Origin of the sequence: Paenibacillus sp. FSL R7-0302, from assembly GCF_038006885.1 — a bacterium.
In the GTDB taxonomy this organism is placed as follows: domain Bacteria; phylum Bacillota; class Bacilli; order Paenibacillales; family Paenibacillaceae; genus Paenibacillus_AQ.
In genome coordinates, this window is sequence record NZ_JBBOWB010000001.1 from 4,572,979 (window position 1) to 4,596,408 (window position 23,430).

General features: G+C 47.2%; 16 protein-coding genes. 3 read left to right on the top strand and 13 right to left on the bottom strand.

What is annotated here, in order from left to right:
* Positions 1–9: 9 nt before the first annotated feature.
* The 3 genes from MKY96_RS19810 to MKY96_RS19820 all read right to left on the bottom strand — a co-directional run bounded on the left by MKY96_RS19810 (position 10) and on the right by MKY96_RS19820 (position 1,338).
* Positions 10–501 (bottom strand): Lrp/AsnC family transcriptional regulator, encoded by a 492-nt coding sequence (locus MKY96_RS19810; RefSeq protein ID WP_036696743.1) that lies wholly within the window; start codon positions 499–501, stop codon positions 10–12.
* A gap of 168 nt (positions 502–669) precedes the next feature.
* Positions 670–1,068: a spore coat protein gene (locus tag MKY96_RS19815; RefSeq protein WP_076083710.1), complete on the bottom strand. Its 399-nt coding sequence runs from the start codon at positions 1,066–1,068 to the stop codon at positions 670–672.
* A gap of 36 nt (positions 1,069–1,104) precedes the next feature.
* Positions 1,105–1,338 carry a hypothetical protein gene (locus MKY96_RS19820; RefSeq protein ID WP_036696741.1) on the bottom strand — a complete coding sequence of 78 codons (234 nt, stop codon included), beginning with the start codon at positions 1,336–1,338 and terminating at the stop codon, positions 1,105–1,107.
* 188 nt (positions 1,339–1,526) lie between these two features.
* On the opposite strand from MKY96_RS19820, the gene MKY96_RS19825 reads away from it, so the two are divergent.
* Positions 1,527–2,765 (top strand): NAD(P)/FAD-dependent oxidoreductase, encoded by a 1,239-nt coding sequence (locus MKY96_RS19825; protein ID WP_340942613.1) that lies wholly within the window; start codon positions 1,527–1,529, stop codon positions 2,763–2,765.
* 99 nt (positions 2,766–2,864) lie between these two features.
* On the opposite strand, the gene MKY96_RS19830 is transcribed toward MKY96_RS19825, so the two are convergent.
* From MKY96_RS19830 to MKY96_RS19845, 4 genes are all read right to left on the bottom strand, one after another.
* Positions 2,865–4,424, bottom strand: coding sequence for a flavocytochrome c (locus MKY96_RS19830; protein WP_340942615.1), 1,560 nt, complete (start codon positions 4,422–4,424; stop codon positions 2,865–2,867).
* Between the two features lie 127 nt (positions 4,425–4,551).
* The gene (gene dcuS / locus MKY96_RS19835; RefSeq protein WP_340942617.1) at positions 4,552–6,165 is read right to left on the bottom strand and encodes a DcuS/MalK family sensor histidine kinase; all 1,614 of its coding nucleotides are present in this window, start codon (positions 6,163–6,165) and stop codon (positions 4,552–4,554) included.
* Positions 6,166–6,369: 204 nt separating this feature from the next.
* Positions 6,370–6,729: an FMN-binding protein gene (locus MKY96_RS19840; RefSeq protein ID WP_036696731.1), complete on the bottom strand. Its 360-nt coding sequence runs from the start codon at positions 6,727–6,729 to the stop codon at positions 6,370–6,372.
* A 25-nt stretch (positions 6,730–6,754) separates the two neighbouring features.
* Positions 6,755–8,185 carry a flavocytochrome c gene (locus MKY96_RS19845; RefSeq protein WP_340942619.1) on the bottom strand — a complete coding sequence of 477 codons (1,431 nt, stop codon included), beginning with the start codon at positions 8,183–8,185 and terminating at the stop codon, positions 6,755–6,757.
* Between the two features lie 184 nt (positions 8,186–8,369).
* Between MKY96_RS19845 and MKY96_RS19850 the strand changes: the two genes are divergently transcribed.
* Entirely contained in the window at positions 8,370–8,828 is a 459-nt protein-coding gene (locus MKY96_RS19850) for a hypothetical protein (RefSeq protein ID WP_340942621.1), read from the top strand.
* 135 nt (positions 8,829–8,963) lie between these two features.
* On the opposite strand, the gene MKY96_RS19855 is transcribed toward MKY96_RS19850, so the two are convergent.
* On the bottom strand, positions 8,964–9,683 hold the full coding sequence (locus tag MKY96_RS19855; protein WP_340942622.1) for a response regulator: 720 nt from the start codon (positions 9,681–9,683) through the stop codon (positions 8,964–8,966).
* Between the two features lie 146 nt (positions 9,684–9,829).
* On the bottom strand, positions 9,830–10,507 hold the full coding sequence (locus tag MKY96_RS19860) for a lactate utilization protein (RefSeq protein ID WP_340942624.1): 678 nt from the start codon (positions 10,505–10,507) through the stop codon (positions 9,830–9,832).
* Positions 10,508–10,620: 113 nt separating this feature from the next.
* Here MKY96_RS19860 and MKY96_RS19865 point away from each other — a divergent pair, with 113 nt between their 5' ends.
* Positions 10,621–11,304, top strand: a complete 684-nt coding sequence (locus MKY96_RS19865; protein WP_340942626.1) for a Crp/Fnr family transcriptional regulator — start codon at positions 10,621–10,623, stop codon at positions 11,302–11,304.
* A 241-nt stretch (positions 11,305–11,545) separates the two neighbouring features.
* Here the strand turns inward: MKY96_RS19865 and MKY96_RS19870 are convergent, their stop codons facing one another.
* The 4 genes from MKY96_RS19870 to MKY96_RS19885 are packed head-to-tail and all read right to left on the bottom strand — an operon-like array spanning position 11,546 to position 23,421.
* Positions 11,546–11,890, bottom strand: a complete 345-nt coding sequence (locus MKY96_RS19870; RefSeq protein ID WP_340942627.1) for a hypothetical protein — start codon at positions 11,888–11,890, stop codon at positions 11,546–11,548.
* Positions 11,877–21,647, bottom strand: coding sequence for an RHS repeat-associated core domain-containing protein (locus tag MKY96_RS19875; RefSeq protein ID WP_340942629.1), 9,771 nt, complete (start codon positions 21,645–21,647; stop codon positions 11,877–11,879). The genes MKY96_RS19870 and MKY96_RS19875 overlap by 14 nt, the downstream gene beginning before the upstream one ends.
* 26 nt (positions 21,648–21,673) lie before the next feature.
* Positions 21,674–22,468 (bottom strand): hypothetical protein, encoded by a 795-nt coding sequence (locus MKY96_RS19880; RefSeq protein ID WP_340942630.1) that lies wholly within the window; start codon positions 22,466–22,468, stop codon positions 21,674–21,676.
* 14 nt (positions 22,469–22,482) lie between these two features.
* Positions 22,483–23,421 (bottom strand): hypothetical protein, encoded by a 939-nt coding sequence (locus MKY96_RS19885; protein WP_340942631.1) that lies wholly within the window; start codon positions 23,419–23,421, stop codon positions 22,483–22,485.
* Positions 23,422–23,430 lie beyond the last annotated feature (9 nt).

Genomic DNA, 23,430 nt, shown 5'->3' on the forward strand with positions numbered 1-23,430 from the left:
TTACATCCTTCACGGAGATATCATCAGACGGTTGTCTTCCTCATGCTCTTCAAAGATGATACCGTCCTGTTTGTATTTTTTGAGCGTAAAGTTAGTCTTGGTAGAGAGCACAGCATCAATCGGTGACAGCTTCTCGGACACAAAATTAGCAACCTCGCGCAGATTGCGGCCTTCCACTTCCACCAGCAGATCGTAAGCGCCAGACATCAGATAGACGGATTTAACCTGCGGATACAGATAGATGCGTTCGGCGATGCCCTCGAAGCCGCGGCCCCGTTCCGGGGTGATCTGTACCTCGATCAGGGCAGTCACCCGTTCATCATCGACTTTGTCCCAATTGACAACCGTCGCGTATTTCACAATGACATGATCCTGCTCCATTTCGGCGATCACGGTCTTGACATCTTCTTCCTCCGCACCAAGCAGGGTCGCCATTAATGCCGTTGAGCTTCGCGCGTCCTCCTTGAGCAGTTCCAGCACTTTCCTCTTCAATTCATTCATTCTTAGGGCCTCCTGCAAAAAAGAGTTTAGTATTAATATGACATGAAAAGTACCGTTCTGCAAACAAAATAACCCCGCCGAGGCGGGGCTATATGACTTCATTCCCTTTGTATTTTCTTCTGCATGGCCGGGGAAGCGCTCTAATGCTTCACAAGACCATCGCCAGGGTTACATATAATAGGAACCGTTATGATGCTGCTGGACGTTCGGCTGGTGCTGCTGAACATTCGAAGCCTGGTTATAGGCTCCTGCCCCGCCTGTTTTCTCACGCACGAACTGCTGCAGCTTCTGCTGGGTCTGCTGGGCACTCTGAATCTGCTTGTCCACATCCTGGCGCAGTGCCTTGCCCGGAACGGTGTACATGTTCATTTGCGACATCTTCATGTACAATTCCCCCTGAATTCTGAGGGTATCCATGGTCAAATCATTGAATACCCGTCTTACAGCGGGACAGTTCGATTCTGTTGCTGCTGTGGTGTACTCGCGGACTGTCCGCTTCAGATCGGCCAAAATCGTGTAGAGTAAATCTTCATCCGCCATAAACGGCGTTCCATTCTGTGCGTACACAGTAAAACCTCCTTTAGAATTTGTGGGTTATCCCTGTTATTGCGGCTGCGATGGTGCGTACTGCTGATGCTGATGGAGCAGCTGGACCAGCATATCCATATGATGGGTATGACTCTGAATCTGCTGGATGCAGATCCCCTGCACGGCCGAGTTCTGAGTGGTTCCGGCTGTAGCCGCGAGCTGCTTAATCAGCAAATCCTCATTGGAAATAGAATCGGCGATATACTCCAATTCTTTTCCGCTTAGTGCCTGCATTTGGTTAGATTGCATGTTCGGTATTCCCTCCTTCTGGTTGTTCAAGCGTTCCTTAGTATGCTTCCGGGAAAGGCTGTTTATGTGCCGGAAGGTACATTAAGCAAGCTCACACTTGATGAATAATCCTTAAGGTCTTGACGCATGAGACTCTTCAATAGTGCAAATAATACTACTCTGAATGACATAAAGGAGCGAACAGATCTATGAAACTCGTCAGCGGGCAACTGCCCTGGGAACACACACTGCCTGAGCCTCCGGTATATCCGGTGCTTGAGGAAGATATAACCTGCGACTGTCTCATTGTAGGCGGCGGGATGGGCGGAGCAATGATGTCGTACCGCATGTCTCTTAGCGGAGCAGATACTGTCCTCATCGATAAAAGAACCATCGGCACCGGAAGCTCCCACGCCAATACGGGACTGCTGCAGATCGCCAATGACAAGTCGCTGACAGCTTGCATGAATACTTTCGGGGAAGAGAATGGCGTGTTGTTCTACAAGCTGTGCCAGCAGGCCATGCGTGCGATTCTTGCCCTGCCCGGCAAGCTGGACATCGATCCGCAGATTATTGAGCGCAGCAGTCTGCTATATGCCAGTACGCCGGAAGATGTAGCTATGCTGAAGCTGGAGAATGAGAATCTGATCAAGCACGGCTTCGATTCGGAATTCTGGGAGGAGGAGAATATCCGTGCCCATTACGCCTTCTCCAAACCAGGTGCGCTGTATGCTAAGGGAGATGCGGAGACTAATCCGCTGCGCACCGTACACAGCCTGATTCATAAAGCGCACTCGGGCGGAGTCCAGGTCTATGAGCAGACCGAAGCCCTTCATTATGATTACAATGCCGACGGAGTCATCTGTCATACTGCAAACGGCCGGATCTTCGCCAAGAAGGTGGTGTTTGCTATGGGGTATGAGACCCAGGAGATGAAGAAGGACCGGGGGGCAGAGCTGATTAACACCTATGCTATTATGACCGAGCCTCTGCCGCATCTTCCAAAATGGCATGAGCAGAGCCTGCTCTGGGAAACGGCCCGGCCTTATCTGTATTTCCGGACTACTCCTGAAGGACGGATTATCGCCGGCGGCAAGGATGAGCAGCTTACCAGCGTGGAGCGGCGTGAGGTAAGGGTCCTCTCCCAGTGTGAGCGTCTGGTCGAGGAGCTTACGGCCCTTTTCCCGGAATTGCAAGGAATCAAGGCCGAATATTCCTGGGGAGCGGTCTTCGGCTCCACCCATGACGGACTGCCTTATATGGGACCGCACCCGGAGTTCCCGCATTGCTACTTCATTGAAGGCTATGGCGGAAACGGTACGGTCTACAGCATGATTGCCGCCGAACTGCTTGCAGATACACTGTCCGGCAAAAGCCGCCCGGAGCTGGAGCTGTTCTCGCTGACCCGTTCGGCGAAGCCTGCGCCCTCCCCGGCTATAGAGGCTTAAACGGTATAGTGCGGCAAGAGGATCAAAAAGGGATGCCTGCAACAGTCTGTGACGGCTGCGGGGCATCCCTTTTACATGACAACAATATGAAATAATAGCTTATTGCGCTTTTACAAATTCAGCCGACTTGATCCCGGCCTGACGTCCGAAGATAATAATCTCGGCTACCGAGTTGCCGCCGATACGGTTCTCGCCGTGCAGCCCGCCAACCACTTCCCCAGCCGCGAACAGGCCGGTAATCGCCTTGCCCTCTTTGTTCAAGACTTCTGTGTTGGTGTTGATCACCACTCCGCCCATCGTATAGTGAATCCCAGGGCCGATCTGGATGGCATAATACGGAGCACCAGACAGATCATTATCCATACCGGTAGCTCTGCCGAACTCGGCATCCGACTTACTTTTCACCGCACCGTTCCAAGTATCCACGGTGGTCTTAAGTGCAGCAGCCGGAACCTTCATCTGATCCGCCAGTGCCTCGATGGTATCTGCGGTCTTGACCACACCCATCTTGATGTATTGATCCACTGCTTTGACACGGGATTTCACTCCGGCGTCGAACACGAGATAAGCGGATTTCTCAGGAAGCGTATTAATTGAAGCTGTTACCTTGTCCCGGGTGTCCATCTCGTTGCCGAAGCGCTTGCCCTCAGCAGATACGAGAATAGCCCCTTCGCCCCGGACCGCTTCACCGATCAGGTAGGATTTCTCCTGCTGTACGGTCGGGTGAACCTGAATCTGATCCAGGTCTACGGTAGTTCCGCCGACCTTCTCGATCATGGCAATACCGTCGCCCGTGCTGCCAATCTGGTTAGTGGTGACCAGGCCTTCCAGGTCCGGTCTGACTTTGGAGATCAGCTCCTTGTTGGCACCGAAACCGCCGGTGGTTACGATAACTGCTGCTGCGCTGATCGTTTTGTCGTCGGCCTGGTTGAACAGCACCTTCACGCCGTTCACCTTACCGTCCTGTACCGTTAGTTCCTTCACATCCGCATTGACGAATAGCGGAATTCCCTGCTCCTGAACATTGCGGACGAGGCCTGCTACAAGATATTGTCCCACTGCCGAGCCGTCTTCAGGACGGTGCGTACGCTTCTCCTTCATTCCGCCGGTAATCGTAATATTGTTCAAGCGGATTCCGATGGAATCGAGCCAGTCAATGGCCCCTGCGGATTGATCCACGAAGAAGTGCAGCAGCTCCTTATTGTTCGTATCATGTCCGCCCTTAAGGGTCTCTTCATAGAACAGTTCGTTGCTGTCTTCGATGCCCTGCTCCTTCTGGAACTTGGTCTGCGATGCATTCATTCCCGAGGAGGATTTCGTAGTATTGCCGCCAGCTACCGGCATCTTCTCCAGAATGACCGGGTTCATGCCGGCCGCTTTGGCTTCCAGTGCAGCAGACATTCCCGCACCGCCCGCGCCGACGATGACGATATCATATTTATCTTTTAACTGATCATACGGAGTATAGCTCGCTTCGGATGCCCCCGATACGGCCTCTGCTGTCTCTTTAGGTGCAGCCGTTGCTGCAGGCTCTGTGGTCGCGCTGTTTGTTCCCTTGCTCTCATTCTTGCTGCTGCCCGCATTGTTGTTTCCGCAGCCTGCAATCACCAGCATCACAGAGAGAATGAGGATAAGTGCCGCTGTTAATCTCTTATTCATGTGAGTTGTGCCCCCTTGTGCATATTTTCACAATTATCATAGCGTCAAAGAAGCGGTTTGTGGAACCTTCCGTAAATTATTAAAGAGTTTTGTAACTAAAGTAAGCGGGCATATGGACCTTAAATGTTCACATCCCCTCCTCCTCCTTCACCTCATAAGGCACATCCACGATAAAATGCGCTCCCGGCCCGCAGCCGGCGGCAAGCTCAAGATGGCCCTTGAGTTTGTCCACACTTTTCTTCACCAGATATAGGCCGATCCCCCGCTGTTCACCCTTGGAGGAGTAGCCCTGAACGAAGATCTTCTCCTTCAGGCCTGCCGGAATTCCCGGACCGTTATCGCTAACCTCGCATAGCAGCCGCCCCTCTTCATATTGAAAAGCAAGCTCCACGCGCTTCACGGGTTGCTCGCGGAGCTCCCCCAGCGCCTCCAGAGCATTATCCAGCAGATTGCCGGCAATCGTAATCAGCTCATGAATCACCTGCGGATCGGCCGGCTCCGGCAGATAGCTGTCCCCGGTCAACAGCAGCTCGATTCCCGCTTCGCGCGCCCGGCTCAGCTTCCCCAGCAGAAATCCGGCCATCACCGGGTCCTTGATCTGTCTCGTAATCGCCCCGATCTCCTTCTGGTAGTTGCTTACCGTCCCCAGAATATATTGCTGCAGCTCATCATACAGGCCCATATGTGTCATGCCCATTATCACGTGCAGCTTGTTCATGAACTCATGGGCACCGGAGCGCAGCGCTTCTGCATAGACCGAGACTCCCGACAGCTTCTCCGCCAGCACAGCCAGCTCGGTCTCATCCCGGAAGGTGGCAATCGCGCCAACAATATTACCGTTAACACGGACAGGAAGGCTGTTCACCAATAGAGAGCTGTCTCCCAGCTCCAGCTCCCGGTCCTGTATTCCTTCTCCCTCAGCCAATACCCGCTCCAGACCCAGCTCCGGCCAATACTCGGCAATCTGCCGGTTCATGGCGCTCCCGCCAATCCCCGCTGCCCTCAGAAGCCGCTGCGCCTCCATATTAAGGATGGTGATCCGCGCCTCCTGATCTACGGCAATAATTCCCTCGCGCGTGGATTCCAGCATCGCACTGCGTTCCTGGAGCAGCTTGGAGATGTCCTCCGGCTCCATCCCGAACACCATCCGCTTGATCCGGGCTGCGAGGATGAATGCTCCTCCCGCTCCAAGCAAGGCTCCCGAGACCAGAATCGCAATAATCGTCCACTCATTCATCAGGACCAGCCGCTCGACCCGCTCCAGGGACAGACCGGCAATGACCACTCCCACCTGATGCCCCCGGTTGTTATAGACCGGCACGAAGCCGCGCAGGGATCTGCCGAGCGGCCCGGCCCCTTCGGAGATACTCTCCCCTCCGCGCAGCGATATCTCCTGACCGCCTCCCGCAAAGGGCAGACCGACCAGCGAGGCATCCGGATGGGAATAGCGGATTCCCTTCATATCTGTCACTACCACGAACATAATATCATTACGGCGGGCGATTCTTGAGGTGTAGTCCTGAATCTCCTTGCTGTTGCCTTCACTGAGTCCCTCCGAGACCAGCGGAATCAGGGCGATGGTACGGGCAATCGTAATCGCCTTATCCTCCAGCGCCTGCCGGGTCTGCGGAATAATCTGATTGCGGAAAATAAAATATAAAATCAGCAATACCAGCAGAACAACGGCAGACACCATGACGGCAATCATTGTGCGCAGACTGTAGCTTTTTTTCCTGGCCACTTGTGCGAAGACCTCCCTTCATGTCCCATGTTCCTATACCATTCGAACTATATTAGTTGAACCTGAATTTGTAAAGCTACTCCCGGGAATCGCTTCCTGGGGATGGAACTATGCAGCAAGCCCAGCCGTTCTGCCGGAGACAGGAGGGCTGGGCTTGCTCGGGTGATATGACCACAACTCTTTTATAAGCAATTGAATGATGACTTACTGCTTCTTGGCCTGTTCCAGCGCCTGGGTCACCGCTTCAATAATTCCGCCGCTGGAGCCGGAAGCACCAGAGAGAGCGTCTACGCCTTCTGTGGTTTGTTTTTCAATAATTTCAGGAATCGTATTCTCCACGGCCGCATCGATCATCGCCTGCGTCTCCTTATGCTCCTCTACGGTAATAGCGTCGATCTTCTCATCCTTGATCTCTACCGCCACTTTAATATCACTCTTGACCCCTTTGCCTGTACCATCATATGTCCCGTCCACATACTTGCCGGAAGATGAAGAGCAGCCCGCCGTTAGTACTGTTGCAGCCGCGAGGGCAGAGAACAGCAAGGTTTTTGTCCACTTGTGCATGAGTAATTCCTCCTTCTAAAAGTTCCTATTTCTTAAGTGCCTTCACAGCTTCATCCGCTGCAATCCGCCCGAAGGTAGTGATGTCTGCCAGAGCATTACCGCCCAGACGGTTCGCGCCGTGTACTCCGCCGGTTACTTCGCCCGCAGCATACAGCCCGGCAATGACCTGATCCTTGGTATCCAGTACCTGAGCCTGAGTGTTAATCGCTACTCCGCCCATGGTATGGTGGATTCCCGGTGTTACCTGAATTGCGTAATATTTACCCTTTTCAAAAGACAACTTAAGATCCGGCCGTTCAAACTCTGTATCCTTACCGGAAGCAACAAAGCCATTATACGTATTCAGTGTATCTGCCAGTGCTTGGCCGTCTACACCGATCTGTGCCGCCAATTCTTCAGGTGTTGCCGCTTCTTTGACCAGATCCATTCCAAAATAAACCTCGGTTGCCTTCAGGTTCGCACGCAGCTCATCATTGAAGATCAGATAAGCTACTTTGCCGGACTGGGCCAGAATATTCTGGGACACAACATCGCGGGTCAGCAGTTCATTCGTGAAGCGCTTGCCTTCGCTATTGACCAGAATTGCACCGTCTCCGCGTACCCCTTCTGTGATCAGCACGCCTTGATTCGGAATGGTGGTCGGATGAATCTGAATCTCCTTCATGTCTACCAGCTTGGCACCGATCTTCTCTGCCATCGTTGTACCATCGCCGGTTGCGCCCGGATGGTTAGTGGTGGAGAACCCTTCCAGCTTCGGCTGGTACCCCTTGATCATGTCCATATTGGCTCCAAAACCGCCGGCCGCCAGAATAACGGAATTCGCACTGATCGTGTACTGCTTGCCATCCTTATCCGTCACCTTCACTCCGGTAACCACGCCGTCCTTATTCTTGACGATCTCATCGGCAGTCGTCCGCAGGCGCACATCAATTTTGTACTCCTCCAGCTTCTTCTTCAGCGCGACTACGATGAAATTCCCTGCCGCTTCTCCGCCTGCCGGACGGTGAATCCGGTTCACGCTTGCCCCGCCTGCGCGTCCCACCTCAGACAACTCGGCTCCATTCTCCTTCAGCCACTCCACCGAAGCCGCCGCGCCGTTCGTAAGCGTTCTGACCAGATCCGGGTTATTGAGATTCTTGCCGCCCTTCATGGTATCCTCGAAATGCAGCTCCGGACTGTCCTTGATTCCGGCAGCCACCTGATAAGGTGTTCCTGCCGCATTCAATCCGCCTTCCGCACGGACGGTGTTTCCTCCAAGCATAGGCATTTTTTCGACTAGTATCACCTTGGCTCCCTGATTATGCGCTTCAATGGCAGCAGTCATTCCCGCGCCGCCGCCGCCGATAATTACGATGTCCGTAGACTCCCCTTTGGTGCTGTTACATGCAGGCAATACCACCAGACTTGCCAGCAGCAGCCCCTTGCCCAGCAGGCTTCCCCATCTCTTTCTGTTCATTCTGTTCTCCTCCAATTGTAATTGTGCATATTTTCACAATCATCATAACCTGAAGGAGCCCTGACAAGAATATTTAGTAATTAAAGAAATGATAAAGTAAATAAAGGTAGTGAATTTGCTTGAATGTGTTTATAGATTTATAATTGGAGCTTATACAACCGTATCACTAGGAGGAGCAGAAACTATGGAAAAAAGCGAAAAATATTGGCTGGCCGGTGCTGTTCTGGCAGCAGCCGGTGTCTCCCTGATGAGCTACACCGCGAGCCGCTATACTTCATTCAAAAGAGTAGTTACCCGAACCGTCCGTCTGGAAGATATCGCCGCTCTGGAAATTACCCGCCTGTCTTCTGTTCCCGGTGAACAGAAGGACGTTGTGCTTACTGAGCCGGAAGCGATTAAGCAGATTTACGATGATTTCTCCGGCGTCCGCCTGATGAAATCCGCCCGCAATGTGAGCACAGACAACAAGTACAGCTATTACATTACCATTGTCCAGGCCGACCGGAAGCAGCGGTTCGACATTATTTTGAAGGGCAAGCATCACATGATTATCTATGACAATGACATGAACAACCCGCACCTGGTAGCCTACAAAATCATTAACGAGTTTAGTCCGCTGGCTCTGCAGCAGGCCTTCGAGTGATGCTGCGTACGCTTATGTATGGCATAGCTTAATAGCTTAATTAACCTTCACAGCTACTGTGACGGCTATATGGAGTCATGGAACGCCTGGGGCAGCCTGGGGCAACCGTGACTCCGTTTTATTTAAAGAGAACGCTCATAGATATTTACGGATAAGTTCATGCCCTTCAGGTCTCACCTTATACATATACACCGGCCTGCCTACCGCCCCGTAGCTAAGCTCCATTTCCAGAATCCCTGCCTCCGTCAGAAAAGCCAGATACTTACGGACCGAGATCCGCGAGATGGGCGCATGGCTGCTGATATCCTCCGTGGAGAACACCGGGCTCTCCAGCCGGTTAATCGTGCTCCAGATGCTCTCCAGGGTGCCCTCGGCAAGTCCCTTGGGCAGCGGCAGGGCAGCGGACTTCTCCTCTTCCGTTCCCAGCGAATGCCGTAGCAGCTTATCCAGCTGCTCCTGGCTGAGATGCTCCTTGTGCATCAGCTTATAATCCTCACGATACGCCGACAAGGCCGCCTGAAAGCGGGCAAACTCAAACGGCTTGATCAAATAATCCACGGCCCCGTTCTGCAGCGCTTTGCGGATGCTGGCATTGTCACTGGCGGCGGAGATCACAATGATATCCACCTTGCTCCCCTGCTCCCGCAGTGCAGAGAGCAGCTGCAGCCCGCTGACGCGCGGCATATAAATATCCAGCAGCACCAGATCTACCTGCTGCTCCTCCAGCATAGTTCTCGCTTCATCCCCTGTCGCCGCCCAGCCCGCATACTCAAAGCCCGGAACCTGCTCCAGATAATGCCGGTTGAACTTCGCCACCATCGGGTCATCCTCTACGATCAATACTTTAATGTTCATGGGTTCTCCTTGTCTTTTGTGCAACTATAACTACAACTAATATAACATTGCGGCGGGGAATTTTGGAGGGAGGTGTGCTGAGACATAGAATCAAAACTAACAAAAAGACACCAATTCGAGAAATTACCCGAACGGTGCCGAAAAAATTAAAATCCCAAAGATTCACCAACGAGGATAACCTTTATTCTCCCCGCTGTTTTACACATTCTTGTTTCGACGATGTAAGAACAGATACAATCCTCTGATTTACAATCTGCGCAAGCACCATTGATCAGGCAGGGCGTTTTTTGCGGTGAATGTAAAAATGGGCTGGACGAACTCGAACAACGGCTTGCATTAATGGGGGCGGCGTAGGTTCTGGCTCTAATTACTGCGTCTTCAGCGGTCTTGCACACCTTATTCATCCCAACGACAGCAACCACACTTCTCGGTCCAAAAGTAATCGCTGCCGCCCGATTGCCCACACTGTCGATATTGACCAATATCCCATCTTCGCTAACCGCGTTGAAGCTGGTTAAATAGGTGTCGCACAAAAGAGAGTGGCGCATGAGATCATAACGTTCCTCCATCGTTTGCGCTGTATCACGATCAATGACTGTATAGCTGCCTTGGCGGACCCGATCAAGAAGCCCGATGTCCTCCAGCGTGACTGACCCGCCCCAAGATACCGAAGAATGTTCCTCAATTAAGGATAGTGCCTTTTCTGCAGCTTCTATGGCGTTATCACAGTAATAAGCCTCAAACTTTCTGTTTTGCAGATTCTTAATAACCTTGGTAGCTAACAGCCTATTTCTCGCTTTGATTGAATCTTCTTTCGTTTGCATGGTTCTTCCTCCGTTCTGACGTTAGACAAGGTGGCTAAACTTCGTGTGTATGTATAATTAATATAGTATAGTAAAAAGAAAAAGGATGTTGCACATGCAACGAGAAGCCGCTCATGAATAACTTAGCTTCCCTGTGTCAATCACGTTTGTTTGCGGGGATTTCCCCAGATGATATTTCCCAAATGCTAAAATGTCTGTCAGCCACACGGAAAGAATATGCAAAAGATGAGATGGTAGTCCGGGAGGGCGATTTCGTTGATGATGTCGGCATCATATTGCAGGGTACCGCTCAAAGTACGAAATTGAACGTCAAAGGAAAACAAATTATTGTATCCCTCCATCATCCGGGCGGATATACCGCTGTTCTGACAGCGGCCAGCCGTGGAAGGAGATGCCCTATGTCCGTCAAGGCAATAGAACCGCTTAAAGTTCTGTTTATTCCTATCCAAAACATATTGAGCCGTTGTACGAAGCTATGTATGGGTCACGAACAATTACTTGGCAATCTGTTTGACAGTATCGCAGAACGGGCTTTAGAAATGCATGACCGGAATGATTGTCTGATTATGCCGACGATCCGGGATAAGGTTTTAACTTATTTAACAAGAGTGATGCGCGAAAGCGGAACAGAGACTTTTAAGATTCCCTTTGACCGGGAAGCCATGGCCGAGTATCTGGATGTAGACCGCAGCGCCCTGTCCAGAGAGCTGGCATGGATGAAGCGGGACGGCTTGATTGAGTTTTATAGGAATGAATTTCGGCTGTTGGAACAAGCAGTAGAAAGGGATATTAAATAACGGGAAGTGGGGCTGATGTAGTCTTCGCTTATGCGGGGTAGTCGTTATGGGGGGGGTTCCGTGTTTTTAATTCTGATTGGATGATATTGGTGATGGTTTTCTATTGAAAAAAACCTTGTTGGCCGGTTATTTACTTTACAAATGTTGCGCAGAAGGGTGTATTTAGTTAACCATTATTAGTAAAGTTCGCCAATCAAAACAACCTTGAAAGGCTCTGGGCCTCCCAAGGTTGTTGGTTAATCTAAAAATCGAATGGGTCTGCTATTGTAAACTCATCTTCATGCCATAATTCTTTTTGACTAAGTGTCTCAAGAAAATTTATTATAGTATTTTTTAATGTATCTTCGATGTTAAAACCTCTTCCTAAACCAGGATAGGGGCAACCATCAATATCCTTTATCAACAAATTTGTATAGCCTGTTAATTCTCCTTTCATCCCCTCAAAAATTTTCACTTTAAATTTTGAATATGGGGTTTTCTCTAATTCCTGAACTTCAAATTCAGCGACACATTTTCGTATCGATGCAATTCCAGGTATTTTCATACTTCTCCAACCTTCCATAGCCCTCACCTCATCTGCTACCATATGATACTATTGAACCATCTGGTGCTAAATCTATATACTTTCCATTCTTTACATATCTTTTAACACCTTCAATATAACCATCAACGTAATATGAATTAGCACCTCTCAAATTCTGCTTAAAACCCTCTGCTTTATTAAGATATTGAGTTAAACTAGTTGCGTTGACTTCATCTTTATGCTTAAAATAATGCTCAACCAAACTTTCAGTATTATTCTTAATGCTACCTGCAGCCCACCTTTGATCAAGGTTTTCTATTGCTTTTAATTCATTAACTTGAGATTGGGTAAGTGTATAAATCTTTTTTCCATCTCCAATCTGGATTTTAATTGTTCCATCTGGATTTTTAAATAGACTTGCTTCATCAATTGAAGAAGTTTTTCTATATTTGTTAGCTCCAACAGCATTTCCAGATGTTCCAGTCCCCTTAACCTCACCCTCAATAATTCCCGCCAATTTAGACTTACCCGGGCTTTTAGTTACACTTACCTTACTCTCACCTTGTGCCATTTTCTTTAAACTGAAACCACTGCCTGCGAGGTTTAATGTAACGGTAGCATAGGCTTCCGCCAATCTTGGATCGGTGACCTCCTCCTTATACATTCTAAGTGCTTCACCCACAGATATCCCTTTTTCAGCCATATCATAAGTTAAATTTAGCATAGTTGCTGTTTGCTTGGGATCTTTTGCTTCTAGTTTGGCAGCTTTAAGAATCTCAGGAGTCACTTTCCCTTGGTTTAGCTTCACTGCATCAATAAAATATAAGGATTTTTCCAGACTTCCCATATAGGAGGCTGTATTCGCTATAAACTTCAGTTCGTTCGCTGTAACCTTATACGACATCGCAAGTGAAGCAGTCGCACTCTCCGTAGTCTTCTTTGTTGAATTGAACTTCTGGGTTGAAGATTTTACTGTAACTGTCAGATTTGTGCGTCCAATAGTTACAGTGTTGACCATGGAATAGTTGATTGTACTTGCTCCGCCAGAGAATGAATCCCCAACTGTTGTACGAGCAGAATTAGTGGCACTTATCCCAACGCTTTGTAAGGCTTGTCTCCATTCCTTTTCAGTTGCATAGCCTTTTGATGTCCCTCGCACCACAATATCAGTAATTTTGCCTGCCTGGAATTGCAATGGAGTGATTACGGAAGTATCCTTTGCCCCTGCTGTTGTTCTAACTGTTGTGGCTTGAGCGGAGATGGCCTTCTTCTCGGCGTCCGTCACAGCCTTATAATAAGCATTGGTTAACGCAATAATCTTCGCTTGCGCCTCAACATTTAACTTCTCATCACCCGCTGCCCAGTGGCCCGTTGGGTCCAGGAACAGGATTGGATTATTGTGCGCGTAAGTATACAGGTTCAGGCTTAATGGATTCGTATCTTCGCCCCGATAGCTGTCTTCGGATATGAATCTTGCTGTGTAGGGATCGTAATAGCGGGCACGCAGATAATAGAGTCCTGACTCCGCATCATAGAATTCTCCCGCATATTGAATAGATTCTGCATAGAGTTCTATCGTTAATGTGCGGTTACCGAAGACATCATAGTCATATTGGTTCTGCACTTCACCGCTAGCTGTCACTGTCTGTACAACATCGCCATGACCATTGTAGAGATAGTAAGTATATTTCTGAGCCTGGTCCATTCTTGCAATATAATTGATCCCCCGGATGTAGCGGGTACTTAGCTTGCCGCTGCTATCCAGCTCCAGAATGACATGCTGCCGGTCATACACATAATTGGTCTCTTTAGCGATATCCGGTGTTTTTGCACTCCGTACCGTCTTTTGGGTCCGGAGACCATCTCCATTATACAGGAACTCAATTTCAGATCGATCACCGGATTTGACGGTTACTGCTTTCTTCAATCGGTTGAAGCCATCGTAAGTTCGCGTCACCTTTTCGATGAACCGGTTATTTTCCTGTAGTTCACCCGCACCGTATGTTTCTCCCCCGGTTGACTGGTGCAGATCCGCAGAGTGCGGTTGAATATAACTGGTCCGCTGGCTGATCTCATTGCCCCTTGCATCATACAGATAATCCACGGTTTTGAGCAGAATCTCTTTGCCGTCTGCCCCATGCATCCGCTCTTCCAGCTTCATTAATTGATTACTGGAAGAGTATAAGTACTCTGCCTTCTTCAATTTATATTCGATAGCTTGTTGAGTTTTCGAACTTTTAAAGCTGTTTGGCTGCATAGAAGTATAGGTCTCAAGCATAGACTTACGGTTACCCGCTCCATCATAAGCATAGACGGTCGTCTTCCCTGGAGCTTCAATCTGCTTAATACGGCCAGCCTGATCGTATTTGTATGTGGTTGTACCGTAGCTATCAGACTTCGTCTCTTGTCTCCCGGCAGCATCGTAGGTATAAAGGTAACGGGATACTTCAGAACCGTCCTTACGCTTATTGATTAAGTTAAGGATGCGGTTGTTCCGGTCATAGCTATATACTTCACTAACGCCATCTTCATACTTAACTGCTGTCCGGTTACCATTCGAATCATAAGTGTAGACCGTGGTATGACCATCATAGGTTACCTGGTCCATCCTGCTTGATTTGTCATAATGATAGGCTGTTACATACCCTAGAGCATCGGTTATCTTAGCAAGATTACCAATATCATCATAAGAATAACCAATTTGTTTCTTACCATCCTTGGACAATTCTAATAACAGATTCTCAGAGTCATAAGTATAACTAGACGTCCCACTCTCATCAGTCATGAGAACACGATTACCTGATTCATCGTATCCATAGAGAACCTTATCACCAGTCTGTACAACCTTCGTTTCAATTAACTGATTAAAGTTATCGTAAGTATACTTAGTATCATGCATCATCTGGTCAGTCATCTGTACTTTGTTAAGTCCAAGATCATATTGATAACTAATCGTTTGATTGGAGGCATCCGTAATAGCCTGCTGAACTCCAAAGGAGCCATAACGGTATTGGGTCAGTTTCCCCCGCCCATCTTTCATGAACAGCTTATTTCCTATACTGTCATAGCCATAAGTAACTTCAACCTGTTCTCCGTCAATGACCTTGCTTAGACGTCCGGCATTATCATACTCATATTGAATGAAGTTGCCTAATGCATCTGTTTGACTGACCATATCTCCATAGATATTGTATTGATATTTCGTAGTGAACTTGGAAGTTCCATTAAGAACTGCAAGCTCAGGATCAATGAATGCTACAAGCCGGTTAGCCAGATCATATTGATAGATACTTCCGTATTGGGCACTATCTGTACTGCCTGCTGCATACCCTTTGGCATCGATTTTTTTGGTAATATTACTGTTGGCATCATAGATATTTTTGGAGATCACTGTACCATCAGGGTCTTTGGTTAAAATTAGACGATTCAGCTTGTCATAAGTGTAGGAAATAGTATGGCCCTTTGCATTCTCTTCCTGTATTTTATTTCCTGACAGATCGTATCCCGATGTAAATTCTTTACCTTTTGTATTTGTAGTGACTGTTAAACGGTTAATTGCATCATATTGATAACGGGTTACTCCGCCCCGTTCATCCCTGCTTGTAATTTTATTTCCTGCTTCATCATATTCATACTGCTTATATACCGCAGTGTCACCCTTATACCGAATGAACTTCTCAGGACGGTTCAAGATATCATAAGTATAGTAGGAGGTGTATAGTTTTCTGTTAGCAGTATCCGTATCCAGATAACCATAAGCACGCGGACTGATCTCCTGAACTTTGTTGCCTAATATATCATAGACATAACCAGTGGTCTGACGAATTTTCCCAGGCATATCTGTAGATCTTAGGGCAGTTCCATTAGTCAGGCTGGAGGCATCACCTACACTTTCTTCATCCAGCCAGTTTGTTTTTTGAGTCAATCTATTTTCCGAATCAAATTCAAAATCTTGCACATCCGTATGACCTTCTGATCTCAGGCTTTCCTGCCAGATCATATTCCCGTTCTTGTCATATTTTCTTGATGTATACGCTCCACTGTTGTCCGCAGTGTTTCTAACAAGATTGTTGTCATAGTAGCTGTAGGTTGTTTCACGTTTAGGAGAACCATCCTTTGATCCAGTAATTGTCTTACTAAGCAGATTCCCTAGTGAATCATAGCTATATTGTTCAGATAAATACACAATGTTTTTGCTACTATCCATCTCTAAGGGGATTTTCTTCACAGTAAGCCGGTCAAGGGCATCAAAACTGAATAATGACAGACTCCCCCGTTTGTCTTTTTCAGAAACCAGATTTCCGTTAAGGTCGTACTTTTTTTCAATTGAATATCCGTAAGGATCTTTTATGGTTTTCTCTTTGCCAAAAGCGTTGTAACTGTAAGCTGTTGTTGCTCCTAGCGGATTGGTTTCTGAGATCTTTCTGCCCAGTTTGTCATATTCATATTTCACCACTCCTCCATCTGGATTGGTAACTTGAGCAACGGTGCCGTCTGGATTGACTTTATAAAGCGTGGAGTTTCCTCTAGCATCAGTTTGTTTCACCAAATGATCCAGCACATTATATTCATATTGCTTGGACACGCTCAGGGCATTGATCTCTTTAACCATTCTTCCTAAACCATCATAGGCATATGTTGTCCCTTTGGAGGACTTCATGTCTCCCTTATACCTTAAGCCGTCAACAAACTTGGCAACCTGGCCATTCAGATTGTACTGGATGTATTCCAGTCCGGCCCCTTCAGGAGAAATCTTTGAGATCCGGCGGTTCATCGTATCATAGGTATACGAGTAACCTTTCATTTGAGACAACTGGCCGTTCTTATCCTTTTCGGAGGAGTATTGATTAGGTGATATTTCTTTAGTCAGATTTCCAGCCAAATCATATACATATCTTGTAATTGCTTTATCTCCGTCACTTGATGGTGTAATCTTTCGCAGCAAGCGTTTCAGTGCATCATACTCGTACAGAGTAGCGACTCCTTTGGGGTTTGTCTCAGCAATCAAATTACCATTACTGTCATATTGATATTTTGATATTCCCTCCAGAGCATCTGTTTTCTTAACCATGAGCTTATCATAGTCATATTCGTATAGAGTCTTATTGCCTCTGGGATCGTTCTTACTCTTCATTTGATCATTTTTGTAGTAGGAATAACTCGTAACCGCATCTAGACGGTCCACATACTCATTGTCGAATTCTGCGCCAGCCAGATATTCAGAGCTTACATCAGCAGTCTTTATCAGCAATGTTGACTTGATTAGTCTTCCTCTGGAATCATAACTGAATCTTGTAATATCGTAGTTACCGTCACTTACTTTCTGGTAGCTAGCCACTACATTACCGGAGCGGTCATAATCATTTTTACTCTCTCTGCCGAATGGTCCCTTTACTGCGATTAACCGCCCTGCTTTATCGAAGATTTGCTCTGTTCGATTATTAGCGCTGGTATCGTTCACAGCACCACTCGAAGTATTCACCTTGTTCAGGAAACTTTCTTTGACCAGAAGATTAGAAGCCTCATCATAATCCATTCGGGTTAGCCGGTAGTTGGTATTCGTTTCATGTTTATTGATGAAGCTTTTCTCAGAAATCTGGTTTCCTGCCAGGTCATAGCTGTAATATGAGGAGTTGCCTTCTTTATCTACATGTTCTAAGAGCTCTCCTTTAGCCGAATACTTGAACATTTCTGTTGTAGCATCAGGATATTCGATCAAATACGGCTTGCCAAAAATATTATTATACGTTTTAGTTACATGCCCTAACTGGTCGGTACTGCTAACTTCCCATTTGCCGGTTAAGTCATACGCCATTTTAACCGTTGACCCGTCTGGATAGGTTAATTGTTGTAATCTTCCGCCCAGGTCGTAATTGAAGAGAGTTGTGTCTCCTGAACCAGTCGTTTCAACCAACACATTGCCTGAGCCGTCGTAGCTAAGACTTTTGGTGAATTTGCTTGTACCCTGTTGCTGATTTAGGTAAGCTGTTTGTGCGGATATTACCAGAACCGGCTTATCCAGCACATTATAACGATATTCTGTTCCTATAGACTTACCAGGATTCTCAGTATTGTATCCTTCACCATCAGCTTGTTTAATGAGATTGCCTCTACCATCGTACTCCTTGTAATCAACTACCTCTCTTGTTATCCCATCGTATGCAGTGGTTTTCACCAGACGGTTGAGTGCATCATATTCCTTCTCCATTCCCGGAGCTTCTTCCACAGATTGGTTATAGAATCTGGCATCCACCATCTTCACAACATTACCTGCCGGATCATATTGATAGCGGACAGTATTGCCAAGCGGATCTGTTACACTTGTTTTTAGAGCCATACCGTCATAGGTGTAAGAAGTGGTACGTTCGGTTCCAGAAATAATAGAAGTTTCAGCAACCAAATTACCGACCTTATCATACTCATAACGTTTCTGTCTTGCTCCCTTAGCATTAAAAGGAGACTTAGTCGTAGCAATTAAATTTCTATAGGTGTAGGTATTCTCTTCAGTATCGTAGCCTGTACCATTAAATATTTGTTTCTTTAAAAGGTTGCCTGCAAGATCATAGGTATTCTTCGTTTCGAATTGTCCCCGTTCTAATTCCTTACCGTCCCCTGCCTTCTCTCTGGAGACGCCAGATTCAAGTACAGGCCGTCCGGCAAAATCATACTGGGAATTACGGATTATCAGCCGATTGCCTGCAGAGTCACCGTATTCAACTACCTTTATTTTGTTTCCGTTAGCATCATAATCGTAATGAATGTGCGATGAAGCAGACTCCGATAACTTAGAGTATTCATCAGAGATTCTGTTTAGGGAATCATAGACGTAAGAAATATTAGATGATTCCTGGTCAACACCCTTGAGGAAAGTACCCGCTGTTGTTTTGATAACATTATTTACAGCGTCGTACTCATTTCTGGTGTAATAATAATCTGCAGAACCTGATTGCAATATTTTCTTAGCTGTATTTCTGCCCAGATTATCATAGGTCCACTCAGTGACTTTGCCTCCGGGAGCCTTTTCTCTAACCATCTGTCCAAGAATGTTGTATTCATATTCTGTGGTATTGCCTATAGCATCCGTTTGGCTGATCTTCCTGCCTTGTGAGTCATAGGTATACCGGGTGATATTTTGCTTCTGATCTGTTTCGCTCAATAAGTTGCCCACATAATCAAAGGAAGCAGTTAAAGTATAGAACTTTTGGCGATCCGGAGTGATTTCACGTTTCACCATCTGGCCCAGAGGGTCATAATAAGATCGCTTATCGTACCCCTCTTCATCTGTAACTGTCAGCATTAAGGGCATCAATGGATCATTGTTATTTTGATAACTTAAGGTAAGCTTGCCCTTAAGCGTCTGGTCATTAGCGTAATATGCCTTCTCTACAACCCTCTGATTAGAGTCATAGCTGTACCGGGCACTATGCCCGTTGGCATCAACCTCTTTCATTAAATTACCGAAGGAGTCGTACTGCTTGACTGCGGTTGTTTGCCACTCATTATCTTTCCAAACTTTGGAGCTCAGCAAATTCCCCTGAATATCATATTCATTCAGATACTTGTAATCCCCGGCATCCGTATACTGGATTTTGAAGTTGGCATACGGGCTCTCCTGATAGTCGTATTGCAGTGCCTTATTATCCGGCCGGATGTTCTTCAGTACACGGCCTACTGCATCATACTGGTACGAAGTCTTGTTGCCATTCGCATCGATCTCGCTGACGATATTGCCGGTCTGCATATCATAGGCATAGGTTTTGGCATAAGTCCTGCCATCCGCCTGCTGATACTGCTTGGTCAGGTAGGCCCCTTTGGTATTTGTGCCATTGGCGTCGATGCCATATTCATAGTGAGTGGTGAAATCCTGTGAACGGTCATGGGCCGTTTTACGGATTAGATTGCCATAGGAATCATAGGCGTAATCTGTGATTAACCAGGGATTCGCCGGATCATTTGTGGCTTTGCTCTCTTTGATTACGTTACCTTTACTATCCAGCTCATAATTGGTCTGAGCCGTTGTATTGGGGTTGAGCTTCCAGGTTTTCTGGGTCAGAATATGATATTTATTAATATCATAGGTAAATAGTTCGGTGTGTTCATTGTTCACCGGATACCCCTTGCTGTCACGCTCGGCAATCGGTCCGGTATGGCTGGTCATATTTCCGTACTCATCATAGCGGTAGTTCTCAATGCTATGAACCGGCTCACCTGTAGCCTGCCCGCCAGCCACTTGATAGATAAGGGTCTCCTGTTTCTTGACCAGCTTCAGCTCATCATGCTCACTGGTAACGGTCTCCTTGTGATTCTTGCCCAACTTCTCGGTGAGAATCATTTCCTGATTACCGTTGTATGTATATTTGACAGTGCTGCCGTTAACATCTGTGATGGTTGTGTAATAACGGTATGTATCTTTAAGATAAGTCTTATCATCCTGCTTATAGTCTGCGGTACCGTACCCGTCAGCTTCATTAGTATAGGTGTAGGTCTTCTTGTTATAGGTTTCGGTTATGAATTTATCCAGAAAGTTTGGTTTGGCAGGATCGAACCCTTTCTTGATCAGATCGTTACTCTCAAAAATCTTTCTGTACTGCATACTGCCTTCATTCAGCCGTCTGGTATACGTGTTATATACAAAGCGCTTCGCTTTATTGCTCTTCACTTCATCCACCAGTACAAGATTCTCGTAACGGGAATAGGCAGAATATTTATCTTTATTGAAATAGGTGAAGCCCAGATCCGGCTGTTCATACCAGAACATGAATTTCGGTTTGGCATCTGTATCATATACGCGCTGCAGTCGGGTACGTATAACATGCTTGGAGTCATTCACAAGCGCCGCTGATTTGTCATAGACAATACTTTTATCGCCCGGAAGATGGAGAATTACTTGGAACTTCTCTTTCAGATCTCCGGAATCCGTATTATTGGGGCTTTGCGATGCGTTGTAATAATTGCTTGCACTTACAGGAGAGTCGATGCTGGCAGGCCCTACGGTATACTTGACATCCTCTTTGTATTCAATCGTCGTGTCACGGCCCACGGAATCCGTAATTTTGGAGATCAGCTTCTTATTAATGGAATGACCATCCATGTAATAATTCAATGTCTCATACTGAAAATTAATAGTGTTGCCGTACCGGTCTACGATGCCCAAGATCCGGCCGTCCTCGGCGAAATAGGTGTTCTTCCCATCTTTGCCCGTCATTACATACTTCGAGGTTCCATCCGTTTGTCCATTCTTATAAGAGGCAGCTTCACGGACCACCACGTCCTTAACCGTCTGCCCCTCCGGCAAAAATACATAGGCTCCGTCCAGATTCGCAGGCTTAAGACGGTATACATCACCGCTCTCTGTGTGTAAAAACTTATGGCTGGAGCCGTCCGAATTCTCCTTCACCTCAATATTCGGGAAGGAGAAGCGCATCCCCATGCCCAGGTTATATCGATCTTCATAGAAGGAGGAGGTTTTGGCATAAGAGAAGGCCCTGTCCACCCAGGCTCCATCTACATAGTTCACTTCCATCTCTTGCACATTGGCCGCTTCATTCTTATAGATTCGTTTAAACTCAAGATCCAATCCGTTCTTGCCGGGCAGAACATAGTCTGTCTGAGTGATGGTCAGCGAGCCGCTCTGCGGGCTAATCTCTTCAACCGTTTCATTTGTCCGCAAATAAGCCGGTGAGAGCATAGTGTTATACTTTTGCTTCGGACCTACCAGATTGTTAAGCTGATCCTGTAAAGTCTCGGCGCTTGCTGCCGGTAAGAAAAACATCATCAAGATAAAAGAAGCCAACGATATTCGTATACATGCTTTCTTCACAAAGCTCCCCCCGTCTGCCAGTTAAATTATTGCCCGTACTTTTCCGTATAACCTTGGGCCATGATCATTTCATCTGAAATCCCTTGCGCCACTTGAGTCACTACAACCTTGGCAGACTCTCCAAGCTTCTGTGCGAGGACAAAGGCATGTGTAACCTGCTGATCAGAAAGCTTGCCTTGCCCAGTATATTTACGAACTTCTTCCTCTGTTATCTGAACCCTGGGAAACGGATTCCCGCTGTACAATACCTTTTCCTGCTCAAAAATGCTGCTCCAATTGCCACTTTTCAGCTTCGCATTCAGTAAATCTCCAAACAGCTTGCCGGTTACGAAAGATAGTCTGTCGGCGATCATAATATCGTCTGAAGTCGCTCCCTGCACCTGCATTAGAAGCTCAAGCTCTTCCGATTCGAAGGATCTGGGGATAAACTCCTTATGGGTCTCACGATATTGTGTGAAAAGCGTCTCCCAGGTCTTGCCTGTATTTCTGGCCTCAAGCATGGCGGTCCAATCGTTCACATTACCGAAATTGTGGTATAAAAAGTCATAAGCGGTCATGACCGCAGCACGGCTATAACCGCCGGCAACCAACTCTTCAATCTGTTTACGGTATGTCTCTTGAACACTGAATTCCTTCAGGAACTGATCATATGTACTCCGAACCACTTCAGACTGAACAGATCCGGTATTCGTTTCCTGACTTTCTTCAGTCTCTGCCTTAGGAGTAACGGCCACCTTGGCATAGGCAAATACTCCTGCCTGGAGTACCAGAACCAGAATGATGATTAAAGCGGAAGCTTGAATGACCTTGCGTTTGTTCATTCCTCTTAACTCCTCTATTTGTAATTAGGATTCATCGCCTGAATCTCTTGTCTGACTGCTTCACCCGGATTCTCTGGTCTTACATCCTGCACCGTAGGCGGATTAATATCAGGAACTAGTGACTCCTTGTCATCAGTTACAATATTTTCGGGACCACTAACCCTCTCTTCAACTTCAAGGTTGGGTGCTTGACTCGCCTGCTGTAATTGCTCAAGCATTCGCTTCTCCAGAGCGTCCTGCGTTACCCTCTCGCTCTCTTTGAGTGTGATCGTTTGCTGCTCTTTATTTTCCTGATACGCTTTGGGGTCAGTGATATAGTCCTTGAGATTCAGCCCAATCTGAAGCGACAGTAAATATTCATTCATTACGGCTTCCATGGAACCGAATTCCTGCTGCAAGGTAAGAAGGAGAGTAACCGCCTCTCCCTCATTAAATTGCTCGTTAATCGTTACGAATGCAGACTGCATGTCCTCCTCAGCTGAGCCGAACGGTTCTGCGGATGCTTCCGGTTTCTCTACCATAGAAGCTGCGCTGCTGACTACTTCCTTTAACTGCTGCATGGTTCTCTCTGCCAGCATTTTGGCTTCCATGATCTCATCATCTTGAAAGCCCTTCTGCCGCAATTCCTTAAGCAATTCCTCACCTAGACCCGCCTCATGCAGCAGATTGGAACGCCCCAGCTTGTCCTCATCATTGTTCGCCTGCGACTGCTGCTTTAAGGTTTCCGTAATTTCATTCCAGGAAGAACCTGATTTTTTCATTTCTAATATTTTAACTGCGGCAACTCCGCTCAGGTTCGAGAGCTCCGCAGCCGTCTGTTCATCTAGTTGCTGTGAAGACTCTTGTACTGCTGATTCTCGGCTAAGCCTAGGAAAGGTCACAATTGCAGCTTCAGCCAGCAACGCCACTATAATTGCTATGGATATATATCTGTGCTTTCGTTTGAAGATCATTTCCATTCT